The sequence below is a fragment of the Haloferula chungangensis genome (assembly GCF_042664875.1).
Classification (GTDB): Bacteria; Verrucomicrobiota; Verrucomicrobiia; order Verrucomicrobiales; family Akkermansiaceae; genus Haloferula; species Haloferula chungangensis.
The window spans coordinates 429416-444325 of record NZ_JBHTBS010000004.1 but is presented as its reverse complement, the minus strand read 5'-3'; the positions used below and the strand labels follow the sequence as shown (position 1 = coordinate 444325).

Below are 14910 nucleotides of genomic sequence, written 5' to 3'. Positions count from 1 at the left end.
GTTTCCCATGTCCGCCAACCCCTACGAGACCGACAAACTCGTCTCCGAGTACCTGCTCTTCCACTATGGGAGCGCCGAAGAGATCCTCCCTGCTTCCGCGCCGCCCGGCATGCGCGACGCTCTCGACTTCGCCGTCCGCACCCAGGCGCATTTTTCCGAATGCAAGGAAGGCCGAGCCCTCGATCTCGGATGCGCCGTCGGACGCTCCAGCTACGAGATGTCCCGTAGGTTCCCGAAAGTGGTCGGCATCGACTTCTCCCACGCCTTTATCAAGGCGGCCGCCGCCATCGCCGAGGGACCACTCGTCTACACCCGTCTCGACGAAGCCCACCTCAGCACTACCCTGACGGCGAAGCTTCCCGATGGCATTGATCCCTCCGGCGTCCGCTTTGAGCAAGGCGACGCCATGAATCTCCGCGCCGACCTCGGCACCTTCGACCGCGTCCACGCCGCCAACCTGCTCTGCCGTCTTCCCAAACCGGAAAAGCTCCTCAAGCGCCTTCCCGAACTCGTCGCCCCCGGTGGCGAACTCATCCTCGCCACCCCCTGCACCTGGCTCGGCGAATTCACCCCGCCCGAGAACTGGCCCCCGGGCCGCACCATCGATTGGCTCCAAACGCATCTCGCCGGCGCCTTCGAGCTCCTTCTTACCAAAGACGAAACTTTTCTCATTCGCGAGACTGGGAGAAAGTTCCAGTGGACCTCTTCCCAACTCAGTATATGGAAGCGGCTATGAAAATCGCTCTTTTCCTCGCCTCGGTCACCCTCGCCACGGCCAAGCCTGCCCTCATCAACGATGCCGCCCTCATCACCGCCTTCGAAGAAGGCATCGGCGCCTACCATGACGAGGAGGAATCCTACTCCGCCGAAAAGCTCACCAAACAAACCAAATCCGCTCCCCCCACGGTCGCCGGCCTCTCGCTTTCGACGATCAGTCCGGAGTCGTCGGACTCCGCCACCTATCTCGTCGGAGCCGTCTACAACTGCGGGAAGTGCGATGACTGGCACGCCGCCGGCATTGCCTCTGCCTGGGCTCTCACATCAGACGGAGTGATGCTTACCAATTACCACGTTTTTGAGAAAGCCAAAGGCACCGTGATGGGCGTGAGCGACATGAAAGGAAACGCCTACCCGGTCACCAAGGTTCTCGCCGCCAGCAAGCTGAACGACATCGTCATTTTCCAGACCGGCGCCAAGGACATCCCGGCATTCCCGCTTGGTGCAGCCGCTGAAGTTGGCTCGTTCGTCGAGGTCATCGGTCACCCGAAGAAGCGTTTCTACACCCACACCACCGGCACCGTCTCCCGCTACCATCTGCGCCCCAACCGAGGCAACGCCAAGCCCACGATCTGGATGTCCATCACCGCCGACTACGCCGTCGGTTCCTCCGGCGGACCGGTCCTGGACGACAAGAACCGCATCGTCGGCATGGTCTCGAACACCCAGTCGATCTACTACAATTCCGACATCGGAAAAGAACCGAAAGGTCCCTTGCAAATGGTGATCAAGAACTGCGTGCCCGTCTCTTCCATCAAGGCCATGGTTCAGAAGAAAAAGCCATCTGAGAAGCAAACCACTTCGCCGAAACCTATCGAGGCACCTGCAAAAAGTTAGACCGATCACGATTGCCCCAAACTCCCTGCTCCACCTGAATTCCGAAGTTGCACCCGGAAGAGAAACGTAAATAGTCCCTTAGATCCTAAACATCACCTTGATGAAGAAACCACTTCGCCTACTCGCCACCATCGCTCTCGGCAGCGCCGCCCTTTTCCTCAGCTCATGCAGCAATGTGAGCAGCGGGGGAGCTTCCGGCACCGCCTTCTCCTTCGACCCGCCGGTTAAGAAGCCCAGCAATCCATCAGCCGTAAAAGTCCACATCAGCACCGGTGCCGGACGTCTCTACGTCACTGAAGGCAATGAAGTGCTTCTCGCCACGCCTTGCGGCGTCGGCACCAGCGCCACGCCAACACCTGCAGGCAACCACCGCATCACTTCCAAAACCCGCCACCGTCGTCGCCAGAGCAACCCTGGCGCCGGCTATCCGATGACCTACTGGCAGTCCTTCTTCAGCCCCGCCTACGGCATGCACTGGGGATTCGTGAAGCCTTACCCGTCCACCCATGGCTGCGTCCGCCTGCCGCTTAACTCGGCTCGCAAGATTTTCGATCTGACCCGCGTGGGCACCCCAGTGAACGTCGCCAAGTCCCAGCCATGGGACTCCACCATCGGCGCCAAGCTGCCGCAACTCGACGACGGCCCCCTTCCCAACCCACCAGACTCCTACATGAAGAGCAGCAAGGTCTTCGCCGATCAGGAGCAGGGCAAGATGTGGAACTTCAACTAACTCGAAGTCGCGCCTTGTAAGCGACCATCATCTCAACAGCCGGGCCGTGTGGTCCGGCTGTTTTGTTCTCATCGTCAACGAATCCTGCGACAATCCCACCGTCTTCCGTCCAGACCCTCGATCGCCCATCATGAGTCCATTGCTCAAAGCATCCCTCGCCGTCCTGCTCGTCCACCTGAATTCATGGCTTTCCTGCCCCGCAGAAACCTTGGATTCGATTCAGTTCGGCGAACCCGAGATGGAGGCCAGCCACGGACTGATGGAGCAGAACAGCAAACTCATCACCGGAGCGATCGAACTGCCCGCCCGCCAATTGCTCCCGGCGACCCCGGAACACTGGCGCGGAGGCAGCCTCACTTTCACCATGAAGGTGGACCCGGCAAAACAGAACTACTTCACCTGCATTTTCTGGGGCGGCGACCTCACAGGCGAGCACAGCCGACTGATGCTTTTTATCGACGGCAAACAAGTCGGCCAGCGGCATCTCGGCGAAGTGGACATGCTCGACATCATGTACAACTACCCGCGCTACCCGGGAAACTTCTACTACAAGACCACGCCGCTGCCGGAAAACATCACGAAGGGCAGGGAATCGGTGGAGCTGAGGATCGAGGCGCAGGGACCGATCTGGGGATACGGCGATACCTTCGAGCGATTTCAGCGAGTGATGAGCAAGCCATCGCGCGGAATCTACGGAGGCTTCACCCACAATGATCCCTACTTCTCCGCACCCGCCGGAGACCCGAAAGCGGTGGCCGTGGCGGAGTATCCCGTACGCCGGGAACCCGGCCCCGAAGCCCTCGGCGAGATCAAGGAAAGGATCAATACCGAGATCGGCAAGATGCTCAAATCGAAGCGCGATCTCAACCAGGAGGCCATCCGCTTTCTCGCCAAAGCCTGCCTGGAACCCTGGTGCGACGCCTATCACAACAAAACCGCGCTCGAAGTCGTCGTTGCCGGCATCGACCGCCACTACCTGCTGTTCAAGGAGGACCCGCAGGTCGTCGAAAAGGAGTGGCACGGCTTCGGTCAGCTCGGTGATGCCGTCCGACTTCTCGAAAACCCCCTCAGACTCTACATCGACCAGAAAGTCGAAGGCAGTGCCGAAACCCGGCGTGAAGCATGGACGAAGATGTTCGCGACCTCGCGCGACAGAAAGGTCACGCAGCGCCGGTCGTACACCAACCAATCGATGATCGTGGACATGAACATCTACACCTGCAACCGGGCGGTCCGCGCGCTTTCGCCAACGGAAGCATGGCCGGAACCGAAAGCCGTCTCCCTGCTCCACGAGTCCGCCGGCATCGAGCCATGGAGCGGCAGTTGGGACGAACGCGGGAACCCATCCTGGTCGCTCGGGAAAAGCCACATGCTTCTAACAGACCAGGGACTGACCAAGGAGCTCGGCTACGTCGGGCACTATGGCGAAATCGTGATTGGCATGATGCTCGAAGCCTACGAGTCGACCCGCCCCACCATGACCAGCGAAGGCGACCCGCGCCTCAAGGAACAGCTGATCAAGATGAGCAAGGCCCGCGGGGTGTTCCGCTACCCGCTGCCCGACGGTGATGGCTACCGCAGCATGCACATCGAGACCGTCATCGGCTGGCGTGACTGGTATTTCCCCGGCGGCACGACCTACGAGCAGATGTGGACGGAAGCCCCGATGGAAGTGGCCGCCGCCACGCTCGATCCCGTCCTGATTGGCTACGGTCAGCAGATGCTAGAAGACAACCAGTACTTCGCATCCTTGAAAAAGCGCTCGGAACTCAGAGGTGTCGCCCCTTTGACCCGACTGCTGAGCGCCCCCGGCACTTACCAAAAGATCATGGAACAGCCGAAGTCCAAAACGAGGCTCCCCATGGCACCCGGTCAGCCGAGCTTCGTTTTCTCCGACCCCGAGATCGGCGTGCTAGCGCTGAAAAATGGGGACGACCTCCTCTACGTCTCACTCTACTGGCGGGCCCGCTACGCGATCAACAAGCTCGCCCGGATTCATCACCTCACGCCGAACGTCGAGCGCGACGTCACGATGAAAATCGAAACCCGCTTCGAAGAAAGCGGAGATTTTTTCGAGCTCCCCGATCAGACCAACGAGCCCTTCAGCCGACGACACGAGCGGGCTTACAAGGACGAAGGCATGGAGTTGGCCGTCGCCGGCGAGAAGCAGCCGATTGCCAAAGTTCCACCCGACCAAACCGACTACAAGCCCGGCAAAGAGAACCCCTACGCCGGCAAGGGCGACTTCTATCTCGCCCACTACGGCCCCTACCTGATCGCCATGAACTGCACCAAGCAGCAGACCTTCCAGCTTGAGGTGCCTGAAGAGTTCAAGGGCTCGAAAGACCTCGTATCGGGCCGGACGGTCAGCGCGAGCAGCCTGACCCTCAAACCCTGGCAGACCCTGGTGCTCTTTCGCTGATGGCGCGTGCGACTTTCTCTCCGATCGCTGAAATATCCGTCCGAGAGATCTTCGTCGACACGGATGAATCTCTCCAGGTCCCAGCGATGGGACTCCCCAATCGGCGTAAAGCTGTCACAGGCGACGAATCGCCAAGCCAAAAAAAGGCTCCCGTCTGCACGAGAGCCTTTTCAACAGTCCTTGTTGGCGGTCTTGCCGCTTCGTTAAAAAGCCATTTGAGGTTCAAACTTACCGCCTGCGGCGAAGGAGACCGAGAGCACCCAGCCCCAGCAGCAGTGCACTCGATGGCTCGGGCACGAAGGTAATCGACACCCCATTGATTGCATTGTAGCGGTTGTCGGCACCTCCACCCACGTTGTCGGAATTAAGTTGAATCGTGTCTACTCCGGCAACTTTGACAAAAGTGAACTGCTCGTAGGCTCCGTCAAGATACGCTTGGTTCACCGCGTCCCATGAATTGTCAGGAACAGTTTCTCCCACGATTGTGTTAATCCCATTGTAGTCATAGGAGATCTCCCCCTCCTGGTTTGATTGGTCTCCGACTCCGAAGACGGTGACCGTCACTACTTCACCGGCTGGAATTTCGTTCAGTCCATCGATCGTCACATTCACTGGAATATGGCTTCCAGAAAGATAGCCATCGAGGATAGGCACACCATCTCTTTGCCCCCCGGAACTCTGGCTATAGGTACCCACATTCACGGTCACAGTGGCACTCACACCTTGGCCGACGACAGCTACCGAAGCCGGAAAGGGCGCTGCCAAATTGACGGACGCAACCGGTGCAGTCAGAGAGACCGCTGAGTGAACCTTAGCGAAATCTGCTGCGGTGGAGGAAACGTATCCCCCATTCTGATTTCCATAGAAGTCGACCAAGAGAGTCGCTCCATGGACTTGAGCTGCACAGGCAAGGAGAGGAATCAAACTTGCCGAGATGAATTTGGCGGAATGTGATAGGGGCATTTTCATGGGTTACACGAAGAAAGTTAGTTTCCGGACTCGCTGCTTCAATAAAATAGTCAGGCATTATGGACTTCTTTGAATCCGATCATTGCTGGCAGTCCCAGCAATCCTGAAATGGCGTGCGTGATGCATCCGTCCATTGGGCTGGAGCGAAGGCCGCGCTTTTCCGTTCTACAGCAAGGGTATCGCGCGATTCCCATGTCACCTGACTGAGCGGCCATGAACCCCAAAACTGACATCACCCCGGAGAACTCGAGCAAGCCTTCGCCACCTCTTCTCCGATCGCTGCAATCCCTTCCTTCACCGTGCGCTCGTCCATGGTGAAAGTCATGCGCAGGCATTCGTGACGATGCGGCCAGCTCTCGTCTTCGAGACCGAAGAAAAAGTAGTGCCCGGAAATGATCAGCACACCACGCCTCTTCAAACGTTCGTAGAGTTCTCTCGAAGTAATCGGCAAACCCGGAAACCATAACCAGAGGAACAAAGCGCCTTCACTACGGTGAATGTAGTAGTTGAATCGATCCCCAAAGCTCTCCTTCACCCATTCCTGGGCAAGGCGTGATTTCTCGACGTAAAACGGCTGCACCACTTCGTTCGCCAAGCGCAGGATCTCGCCACTCTTGATCAAGGGTTTGGCAATCGCCTGACCAATATTCGGGTTCGACAATCCGACCACCGAACTCATCTCCGCCACCGCCTTGGCAATCGTCGGATGCGCGACGACTATGCCCGTGCGCGTTCCCGGCAGACCGATCTTCGAAAGGCTCAGTGTTAGAATGATGTGATCATCCCACACGGGCGTCGCCTCGGTGAAGATGATGTTCGGAAAGGGCGCGCCGTAGGCGTTGTCGATGATCAGCGGGATGCCGTGCTTCTTCGCCAACTTGGAGAGCTTATCGATCTCGCCATCCGTCAGCACATTGCCGGTCGGATTTGTCGGACGCGAAACGCAGATCGCGGCGATGTCGTCGGTGACTTCCAACTGATCGAAGTCGACCCGGTACTTGAATTCATGCTCGCCGGTTTTCTCGATCTTCGGAGGCACCGCACGGAACAAATCGCCGCAGGTTCCCTGATTCGCATAGCCGATGTATTCCGGCACCAGCGGCAGCAGGATTTTTTTCCTCCGTCCGTCCGGCATGTCGCCGGCCAGCAGATTGAAGAGGAAAAAGAAGGCCGTCTGGCCACCGGAGCTGACCGCAAAGTGCTGATCCGTCACCTTCCAGCCGAATTGCTCGCGAAACAATTCCGCCAGCGCCTTGATAAACTCGGGATTCCCCTGCGGTGGATCGTAATTCGACAGAACCCTTTCCAGCGAACCGGGTTCCTCGAGAATTTCCTCCATGCGTCGGCGCCACAGGGCGTTGACCTCCGGAATGTGCGCCGGCTGGCCGCCTCCGAGCATGCGGATTTCATCGCCTCCGCTCGCCAGCGCGTTGCCGAGGTCCTCCATCAGTTCACCGATGCCACTGCCGACGGCCAATTCGTGGCCGAGTTTTGAAAATTCGAAGTCCATGATCACAAGGTGCCGTTGACCTCCCGGGTCAGATGCCTATGTTGACTGCCGAATCCCCAACCACGACCTCAAAAAATATCATGGCTATCAATATCGGCGACAAAGCACCTGACTTCACCCTCGTTTCCAAAGGCGCAGAAGGCCCCGAACTCGTGAAACTCTCCGAGCTTGTCGGCAAGTCCAATCTTGTCCTGCTCTTCGTGCCGATGGCCTTCACCGGCGGCTGCACCACCGAATTCTGCGACATTTCGAAAGGCATCTCCGCCTACGACGAGCTCGATGCCAAAGTGATCGGCATCTCCGGCGACAACCCCTTCGCGCAAGCGGAATGGGCTGAAAAGGAAGGCATCACCATCCAGCTTCTCAGCGACTACGAGCACGAGGTTACCAAAGCCTACGGAATCGCTTACGAGCAGTTTCTCCCCGAAGCCAACCTGATCATGGGTGGGGTTTCGAAGCGCTCGGCCTTCGTCATCGATAAGGAAGGAATCGTCCGATATGCTGAAGTGCTCGAAAGCCCGAAGGACATGCCCGACTTTGACAAGGTGAAGGAGACCCTCAAGGGTCTCGCTTGATTCGACTCAACAAAAATGCCTCGCGGAATGGCGAGGCATCTCGAGATCGCACGCCATTCGGCGTGCGATTTCTTTTGGGAGAGGCGGACTACTCAGCCGCAGCGTCTTTCACCGCGTCTTCTGCCGATTCTACAGACTCTTCCTTCACCCCATCCACGCTGGGCACTTCTGGAATGACTGGCGGCTCGGCTCCCAGACCGGGCGTTGGCGCGTCATCCGGTAAGGCAGGAATCTCCGGCATGACCGGCTCCGGAGCGTCCGGATCGATCTCGGTCGGAATGATCGGCGCAGCACCCGCAGTCGGGTCGGCGATCGTCGCGCCGCCCACAGGTGGCCAGACCTGCACGGCATTGGGATCAATGATCTCCGAGCCGGCACCACTGATATCTCCATTATGATCGATGACCTGCACCGAGAGCACGTATCCGACTTCACCGCTATCGAGCTCGCCTTTCACGTAGCTACCTTCGACGGCGATCACTTTCATCGGCGTGTTTGCCGGAAGAACTTTGTCGGCCGAGGCATTGCCATCAGGCTTGTTCCTGAAGAACGCCGCATTGTTCATCGAGGTTTTGACAAATGCGCCCGGGCGGATGCCAGTGTCGGCCACACCCACCTGGGTGCCCATGCCACCGGCTGCATCGAGTGGATCGTAACCACCGCCGTTAAAGGATCCACCACCTCCGCAAGAAGCGAGGACGAGGGCAGCGGCTGGAAGAATGAGAAAATGCCTGTTCATGGAAACGCTAGCAAGCTGCCACGCCGGCCCGTGGGGGTCAACGGCTTATCAGTTGCTCAATCACATGCTCCCGGATTGCGACTTTCCAGTCGCGGGGAGGCTCTCCAAGCAGGGCGCTGAGACGAGGCGTCGCCATCGCCGTGTGGCGCGGACGCTTGGCACGAAATGCCCGCATTTCCGCAAGCAACTGCCTTTCAATCACCGGCAGCTCTTTCAGGGCTCCTCTTTCCATCATGAGTGCGACGATGACCTCTGCCATCCCGTGCCAGCTGACCGGCTCACCGCCATTACAGGCATGGATCACTTCATTGGGAAAACCTGCTGCCATGAGTTTCTCCACCCACACGGCCAGGTCAGCGGTAGAGGTCGGCAAGGACGTCTTGTCCGCCACCGCTGCCAGACTTTCCCCAGCCAGTGCGCGCTCGATGACTTGGTCAGGAAATGCCTTCCGCTCAGGACCGAAGACCCACGAGACCCGGACCACGCATCCGCCCTGATCCAGAACCAGTTGCTCGCCCGCCAACTTCGTCCGCGCGTAAACCGAGCACGGCTCCACCGCCGCCTCCTCAACATGCAGGCCGGGCACCTCACCCGCGAGCACGTAGTCGGTGCTGAAATGCATGATTCGCCGCCCTGATTCGCGACACATCGCGGCGAGCTCACCCGGAACCTCCGCATTCACCCGCCGCGCCAACCCGGGATCATCCTCACAGGCTTCCAGCGAGGTGATTGCCGCCGGATTCAACAGCGCATCAAAGTCGATCTCTCCCACCCGGGAAATCAAATCCGGATCGGCGAAATCGAAGACCGTCCGATCCAGCTCGATAACCTCATGTTTTGGCGCAAAATAATCGGCCAAGGCACGGCCGACCCGACCGCTTGTTCCGCTGATGGCGAGCTTCACACCACGCCCGCTTCGCGCAGTTCATCATCCACATAGCCACCGCCGACTGAGCGGCGGATGCCATCGAGACGGCGCTGCGCACCCCGTCGGGTTTGCGGGCCGTTGACCTTGTTGACGATGCCGCCGACGGTGAGTGGAACCAGCGCTGCCACGCCAAGCGCCGCCAAGCCGATCGCAATGCCACGGCGGGCACCCGAGTGCATGACCTCGCCCAAAATCAGACCCGCAGCGGCACCGAGCAACGCCGGAGCAGCCAGCGCCGTGTTCTCTGTCCAATCGCGGTCGTCTTCCTCAATCGTCTCTCTCATGCGCGCAGCTTAGCGATCGACTCCCATTCTTCAATCACGGAAACGTACGGAAACAGGCTCCGGAACCCACGATCCGATGAGCCTCTTCTGACTTCAGACTTTCCGCTCACTGATCCTCCGCTACATTCCCGCCAACTTCCCTCCGAAGATTCATGCCATCCACCTACGCACTCATTCTCGCCGGCGGTTCCGGCACCCGTTTCTGGCCACTCAGCCGAAATTCCCGCCCCAAGCAACTTCTCAACCTTTTCGGTGACGACACCCTTCTCCAACAGACTATCGACCGTCTCGACGGCCTCGTCCCCAAGGAAAACATCCTGATCCTCACTAACAGCCAGCAGGAAGCCGCCGTCCGCGAAGTCGCTTCCATGCTCCCCGCTGAGAATATTTTTGCCGAACCCGCCAAACGCGACACCGCACCCGCCGTCGCCCTCGGCATCGGCCTCGTCGCCACTCGCGATCCGGATGCCACCATGCTCGTGCTGCCCGCCGATCAGCTCATCAAGGACACCGAGGCCTACCACTCGGTCATGCGCGATGCCATCACCACCGCGGAAAAGGCCGATGGCCTTGTCACCATCGGTATCAAACCCACCTGGCCCTGCTCGTCCTACGGCTACATCGAACGCGGCAGCCGCGCGTCGATCCCCGGTCTGGCTGTTGAAAACCCAGCCGCAGAAGTGAAGCGCTTCCGCGAAAAACCCAGCACCGACCTCGCCGAGACCTTCCTCGCCCGAGGCGGCTTCTGCTGGAATGCCGGCATGTTCGTCTGGTCGCTCCCCACCGTCATTCGCGAACTTTCCACCCACGCCCCGGAGCTCGCCCACTTCGTATCCGAAATCCGCCGTTCAAAGGACATCGTCGCCACGGTCAACGCCCAGTTCCCGAAACTCACCCCCATCTCCATCGACTACGCGCTCATGGAACAAGCCAGCCGCGTGCTCAACATCGAAGCCACTTTCGATTGGGACGATGTCGGCTCGTGGCTCTCGGTCGCCAAGTACCTCGACACCGTCGGGGACAACAACCAGGTCAACACACCCGTGACCGAGATCGACTCGGAAAACAACATCGTCTTCAGTGCCAGCAAGGGCTCCCACATCTCGCTGTTAGGCGTGGATGACCTGATCGTCGTCCAGACCGATGACGCCATCCTGATCGCCAACCGTCATCAGGCCGACGCCATCAAAAAGCTCAGCAACAAGCTCCCACCCGAGCTGCTCTAACAAACAGGGGTCTGCAGCGCTGAGGATTCGAGTTTGGAATTCAAAACTTCCATGCACCCCGCACTTGGCATTGATCACGGCGACGCCCGTATCGGCATCGCCGCCACCGACCCCGTCGGCATCATGGCGCATCCCGTCGAGACGATCGACGTTCGAAAAACCGATCCCATCGAGCGGATCGCCGCCATTTGCCAGGACCGTCAGATCAAAACCCTCGTCGTTGGCATTCCCTTCCGACTCGACGGCTCGGAAGGCACCGCCGCCGAGAAAGTCCGACGCTTTGCAAAGAAGCTCTCGGCCCGTCTGCCACATCTCCCCCTCGAGTACATCGACGAATCGTACACCACCATGGACGCCGCCGAAAAACTTCACCAGGCCGGCCGCAACGCCAAAAAACAGAAAGCGGTCATCGACCAGGCTGCTGCCGTCGAGATCCTCAGTCACTGGCTTGATCTTCAGAACTGACGCCCGAGCCTCGAGCTCATCGTCAGTCCTTTTCTCCCTCAGTGGCCAACGCTCCAAAGGCTTCTGGACGGGATCACCTTCCCGCTTCGGCATCGAAGCCTTGATCGCCCATCACACTTCGCTGCCACGCAGCTAACAGGTCAGTGTTTGCTGATTTTCAAAATGGCGGAAGGCTCTTCACTTTTCGCCATCATCCTTCAAACCATACTGCTTGACCAAGGTCTCGTGGGAATGATTCACGAACACCGAACTTTTTTCGAACGGGTGGTCGCCGACGATTTTCTTCACCCCTCGGGTGACGGCATTCACCACCTTCGCACCCGCTTCAGCCGCCACGATCATCGTCGAAGGATTGCTCTGCGAAAGGAAGGCTGCTTCATGCTCCACCGACGACTCTTCCCTCTCGATGTGTCTCATCAGCGTCTCGATTTTCGCCATCCGGGATTCATACGCTCCTTTGCCCTCACGCACTTCGGCCAGGTTCCGCTTCAGCGCGCGCTCCTCGACTTTGAGAGCCTCCAGTCGACGTTTCAGCTCACTGGCAGCCGGTTGCCCGATCGCATCAATCTCCACCTCCAATTTTTCGATCCGGGCTTCCGCCTCCGCGATCTTGGTTGCCAGCAGTTCGTTTGCTCGATCATCGTTCATATTCATACCACTCTGCATCATAGGCAGAAATCCGGTTTTCGCCATCCATTTCTTCGAACCCATCAATAACCCTAGCGCCCTGCCTCCCCCGCTGCTATCTCCACGCACGATGTTTGAAGTCAGGGAAAAACCGGATATGGTCGAGCGCGCACTGCTGGTGCGGCTCTACTTTGATCCCCGCGAAGCCGACGAATCCGAGGCTCTCCTCGACGAGCTCGAAGAACTCGTCAAAACCCTCGGCATCGGCATCGTCGAAAAGGTCCTCGCCAAATCCCGCGCCATGCACCGCAAGCTCCTCTGCGGCACCGGCAAGGCCGACGAGATCGTCGATCTCGCCAGAGCCCATGACTGCGACTGCATCGTCATCGACAACCAACTCGCCCCCTCCCAGCAGCGCGAGTGGGAAAAACTCAGCAACCTCTGCGTGATCGATCGCGAGGAAGTCATTCTCGACATCTTCGCCCAGCGCGCGAAAACCCGCGAAGCCCGCCTCCAGGTCGAGCTCGCCCGCATGCAGTACGCGCTCCCACGCCTCGCCCGCATGTGGGGCCACCTCGACCGCGAAGGCGGCGGTGGTTCCGGCGGATCCGCCGCCGCCCGCGGCATGGGTGAAAAGCAAATCGAAGTCGACCGCCGCATGGCTCACGTCCGCATCGACCGCGCCAAACGCGAACTCGAAGACGTCCGCAAGCAGCGCGCCACCCAGCGCCACGCCCGCGAAAAGCAGGAAGCGCCCCATGCCGCCATCGTCGGCTACACCAACGCCGGCAAATCCACCCTGCTCAACCAACTCTCCGGCGCCGACATCCTCGCCAAGGACATGCTCTTCGCCACCCTCGACACCACCACCCGCGCCATCGAGCTGCCCGACGGACAACCGCTGCTCATCACCGACACAGTCGGCTTTGTTAGAAACCTTCCCCACCGCCTCGTCGAAGCCTTCAAGGCCACCCTTGAGGAAGCCGTACTCGCCGACTTCTGCATCCACGTCCTCGATGCCTCGTCACCCGAGGTCGAGCGCTTCCACGACACCACCCTCGAGGTCCTTGAGGAACTCGGCGCCGGTGACAAAAAGATCATCACCTTCCTCAACAAGATCGATCAAGTCACCGACCCCGATCAGCTCGCCTTCCTCAACCGCACCTACCCCGACGCCCTGCGTGGCTCCGCGCTGAAGAACATCGGCATCGAAGAACTCCTCCAGGCCTGTTCGCGCGTCCTCGCCGACCGCGTCCGCCGTCAGCACTACCGCATCCCGCAAGCCCGCGCCGACCTTATCGGCCTGCTCCACCGCGACGCCAAAATCCTTTCCACCGACTACGAAGGCAACGACATCCTCGTCCACGCCGTCGTCCCCGCCGCCATCTCCGGAAAGCTGGAGCAATATCTCCAGGAGACCCCCGCCTGATACGCCAAAGACTTCGACGTGCGGTAGCTTGCCAGCGCTTTGCGAGCCGCGCGGGCGCTTCACACCAGGAAGAGACAACTCGACTTCACCTTTCCCGAAGAAAGGATTGGCGCTTTCCCTTTCAGCCACAAACATGGGCCCGCCTTCATGAAGGAAAACCTCGCCGAGCTCGAACGCTGGGGCGCCGATGTCATTTTCGGCCGCGCCAAAGGCTTCCGTGCCGGCATGACCCGACTCGCCATGAGCGCACTGTCGGTCCTCTTCCTTCAGATCGTCCGCGCCCGTCTGCTCGTCTTCCGGAAACGCTGGAAACAGCAGTCGCACCTCGGCACCCAGGTCATCTCGATCGGCAACATCACCGTCGGCGGCACCGGCAAAACTCCAGTCACCGAAATGCTCGCCCGCACGCTGCGCGACCGCGGCCGCAACGTCGCCATCCTCAGCCGCGGTTATAAAAGCCGCCGACTCAAGCAGCCGCAAAAGTGGAAGAGCCGCGACGGCAACCCGGTCGACCCCGACCACATGCCCAAGGTCGTCTCCGATGGAAAGGCCGTCCATCTCGACTCCAAGTTCGCCGGCGACGAACCCTTCATGCTCGCGCAAAACCTCAGCGGAGTCTCCGTAGTCGTCGACAAGGACCGCATCAAGGGTGGCCGCTTCGCCGTCCGCCACCTCGCCGCCGACACCCTTGTCCTCGATGACGGTCTGCAGTACCTGCGGCTCGCCCACGGCACCGATATCGTGCTCGTCGACCGCACCGCCCCCTACGGCACCGGTCACCTGCTCCCACGCGGCACCCTGCGCGAACCACCGGCCCATCTACGGCGGGCATCGTACATCCTCATCACCAAGTGCGATGGTTCGCCGAACGACGCCCTCATCGAACAACTCCGCCGCCACAACCCCTACGCGCCGATCATCGAATGCGCCCACGGCCCGCGCTACCTTGAGGAGCTCTTCACCGGCGAACGCAAACCCCTTTCCTACCTTCAGGACAAATGGGTCGCCGCCATTTCCGGCATCGCCGTGCCGGAAAGCTTCGAAAAGTCGCTCGAAAACCTCGGGGCGCGTGTCGAGATCCGGCGCCATTTCCCCGACCACTACCGCTTCAACAGCCGCGAGATCAATTCCTTCATGGAACGCTGCATCGAGCGCGACATGCAGCTTGTCGTCACCACCGAAAAGGACGCCGTGCGATTTCCCCGTCCCAAGGAAATCACCGTGCCGATCTGGTTCCTGCGCATCGAAGTCGACATCCTCAAAGGTCACGCCGAGTGGGAAAAAATGATCGACCGCTTCTGTCATCCCCACGCCCCCGGCGATCCGATTCTCCGCTTTCGCGACGCCTTCGTCGTCTGAAGAGGGGCGTCTTCCCTCGGCGGGCCGCCGATC

15 protein-coding genes are annotated in these 14910 nt (G+C 59.7%); 9 read left to right on the top strand and 6 right to left on the bottom strand.

All coding sequences use genetic code 11. The features are described from left to right. The first annotated feature begins 7 nt into the window (after nt 1–7). The 4 genes from ACFQY0_RS10890 (at nt 8) to ACFQY0_RS10875 (ending at nt 4766) form a co-directional block, all read left to right on the top strand. Complete coding sequence (locus tag ACFQY0_RS10890; protein WP_379712192.1) at nt 8–736, top strand: putative 4-mercaptohistidine N1-methyltransferase; 729 nt, start codon at nt 8–10, stop codon at nt 734–736. Further along, nucleotides 733–1614, top strand: coding sequence for a S1 family peptidase (locus ACFQY0_RS10885; RefSeq protein WP_379712190.1), 882 nt, complete (start codon nt 733–735; stop codon nt 1612–1614). The genes ACFQY0_RS10890 and ACFQY0_RS10885 overlap by 4 nt, the downstream gene beginning before the upstream one ends. A gap of 100 nt (nt 1615–1714) precedes the next feature. Further along, nucleotides 1715–2344, top strand: a complete 630-nt coding sequence (locus tag ACFQY0_RS10880) for a L,D-transpeptidase (RefSeq protein WP_379712188.1) — start codon at nt 1715–1717, stop codon at nt 2342–2344. Nucleotides 2345–2474: 130 nt separating this feature from the next. Next, nucleotides 2475–4766, top strand: coding sequence for a hypothetical protein (locus tag ACFQY0_RS10875; RefSeq protein WP_379712186.1), 2292 nt, complete (start codon nt 2475–2477; stop codon nt 4764–4766). Between the two features lie 228 nt (nt 4767–4994). Here ACFQY0_RS10875 and ACFQY0_RS10870 read toward each other — a convergent pair whose 3' ends face one another. Beyond that, nucleotides 4995–5735, bottom strand: a complete 741-nt coding sequence (locus ACFQY0_RS10870; protein ID WP_379712184.1) for a PEP-CTERM sorting domain-containing protein — start codon at nt 5733–5735, stop codon at nt 4995–4997. 232 nt (nt 5736–5967) lie between these two features. Continuing rightward, nucleotides 5968–7245, bottom strand: coding sequence for a valine--pyruvate transaminase (locus ACFQY0_RS10865; protein WP_379712182.1), 1278 nt, complete (start codon nt 7243–7245; stop codon nt 5968–5970). 80 nt (nt 7246–7325) lie between these two features. On the opposite strand from ACFQY0_RS10865, the gene ACFQY0_RS10860 reads away from it, so the two are divergent. After that, entirely contained in the window at nt 7326–7820 is a 495-nt protein-coding gene (locus ACFQY0_RS10860; protein WP_379712180.1) for a redoxin domain-containing protein, read from the top strand. 88 nt (nt 7821–7908) lie between these two features. Here the strand turns inward: ACFQY0_RS10860 and ACFQY0_RS10855 are convergent, their stop codons facing one another. The 3 genes from ACFQY0_RS10855 to ACFQY0_RS10845 are packed head-to-tail and all read right to left on the bottom strand — an operon-like array spanning nt 7909 to nt 9771. Beyond that, on the bottom strand, nt 7909–8559 hold the full coding sequence (locus ACFQY0_RS10855; RefSeq protein WP_379712178.1) for a PKD/REJ-like domain-containing protein: 651 nt from the start codon (nt 8557–8559) through the stop codon (nt 7909–7911). Between the two features lie 37 nt (nt 8560–8596). Further along, complete coding sequence (locus tag ACFQY0_RS10850; RefSeq protein ID WP_379712176.1) at nt 8597–9463, bottom strand: SDR family oxidoreductase; 867 nt, start codon at nt 9461–9463, stop codon at nt 8597–8599. Further along, nucleotides 9460–9771, bottom strand: coding sequence for a hypothetical protein (locus ACFQY0_RS10845; RefSeq protein ID WP_379712174.1), 312 nt, complete (start codon nt 9769–9771; stop codon nt 9460–9462). The genes ACFQY0_RS10850 and ACFQY0_RS10845 overlap by 4 nt, the downstream gene beginning before the upstream one ends. Nucleotides 9772–9923: 152 nt before the next feature. On the opposite strand from ACFQY0_RS10845, the gene ACFQY0_RS10840 reads away from it, so the two are divergent. Together ACFQY0_RS10840 and ruvX are read left to right on the top strand one after the other, a co-directional pair. Further along, nucleotides 9924–10997: a mannose-1-phosphate guanylyltransferase gene (locus tag ACFQY0_RS10840; RefSeq protein ID WP_379712172.1), complete on the top strand. Its 1074-nt coding sequence runs from the start codon at nt 9924–9926 to the stop codon at nt 10995–10997. Between the two features lie 51 nt (nt 10998–11048). Beyond that, nucleotides 11049–11462, top strand: coding sequence for a Holliday junction resolvase RuvX (gene ruvX, locus ACFQY0_RS10835; protein ID WP_379712170.1), 414 nt, complete (start codon nt 11049–11051; stop codon nt 11460–11462). A 177-nt stretch (nt 11463–11639) separates the two neighbouring features. Here the strand turns inward: ruvX and ACFQY0_RS10830 are convergent, their stop codons facing one another. Beyond that, nucleotides 11640–12116, bottom strand: a complete 477-nt coding sequence (locus tag ACFQY0_RS10830) for a hypothetical protein (protein WP_379712168.1) — start codon at nt 12114–12116, stop codon at nt 11640–11642. Nucleotides 12117–12219: 103 nt separating this feature from the next. On the opposite strand from ACFQY0_RS10830, the gene hflX reads away from it, so the two are divergent. Together hflX and lpxK are read left to right on the top strand one after the other, a co-directional pair. Beyond that, nucleotides 12220–13518, top strand: coding sequence for a GTPase HflX (hflX, locus tag ACFQY0_RS10825; RefSeq protein ID WP_379712166.1), 1299 nt, complete (start codon nt 12220–12222; stop codon nt 13516–13518). A 147-nt stretch (nt 13519–13665) separates the two neighbouring features. Next, a complete protein-coding gene (gene lpxK, locus ACFQY0_RS10820; protein WP_379712164.1) occupies nt 13666–14877 on the top strand; it encodes a tetraacyldisaccharide 4'-kinase in 1212 nt (403 codons plus the stop codon). The last annotated feature ends 33 nt before the right edge of the window (nt 14878–14910 follow it).

Coding starts and splice junctions, on each gene's coding strand:
- ACFQY0_RS10845 (WP_379712174.1), bottom strand. CDS start 9,771: ATGAGAGAGACGATTGAGGAAGACGACCGCGATTGGACAGAGAACACG.
- hflX (WP_379712166.1), top strand. CDS start 12,220: ATGTTTGAAGTCAGGGAAAAACCGGATATGGTCGAGCGCGCACTGCTG.
- ACFQY0_RS10855 (WP_379712178.1), bottom strand. CDS start 8,559: ATGAACAGGCATTTTCTCATTCTTCCAGCCGCTGCCCTCGTCCTCGCT.
- lpxK (WP_379712164.1), top strand. CDS start 13,666: ATGAAGGAAAACCTCGCCGAGCTCGAACGCTGGGGCGCCGATGTCATT.
- ACFQY0_RS10875 (WP_379712186.1), top strand. CDS start 2,475: ATGAGTCCATTGCTCAAAGCATCCCTCGCCGTCCTGCTCGTCCACCTG.
- ACFQY0_RS10890 (WP_379712192.1), top strand. CDS start 8: ATGTCCGCCAACCCCTACGAGACCGACAAACTCGTCTCCGAGTACCTG.
- ACFQY0_RS10830 (WP_379712168.1), bottom strand. CDS start 12,116: ATGAATATGAACGATGATCGAGCAAACGAACTGCTGGCAACCAAGATC.
- ruvX (WP_379712170.1), top strand. CDS start 11,049: ATGCACCCCGCACTTGGCATTGATCACGGCGACGCCCGTATCGGCATC.
- ACFQY0_RS10880 (WP_379712188.1), top strand. CDS start 1,715: ATGAAGAAACCACTTCGCCTACTCGCCACCATCGCTCTCGGCAGCGCC.
- ACFQY0_RS10860 (WP_379712180.1), top strand. CDS start 7,326: ATGGCTATCAATATCGGCGACAAAGCACCTGACTTCACCCTCGTTTCC.
- ACFQY0_RS10865 (WP_379712182.1), bottom strand. CDS start 7,245: ATGGACTTCGAATTTTCAAAACTCGGCCACGAATTGGCCGTCGGCAGT.
- ACFQY0_RS10840 (WP_379712172.1), top strand. CDS start 9,924: ATGCCATCCACCTACGCACTCATTCTCGCCGGCGGTTCCGGCACCCGT.
- ACFQY0_RS10870 (WP_379712184.1), bottom strand. CDS start 5,735: ATGAAAATGCCCCTATCACATTCCGCCAAATTCATCTCGGCAAGTTTG.
- ACFQY0_RS10885 (WP_379712190.1), top strand. CDS start 733: ATGAAAATCGCTCTTTTCCTCGCCTCGGTCACCCTCGCCACGGCCAAG.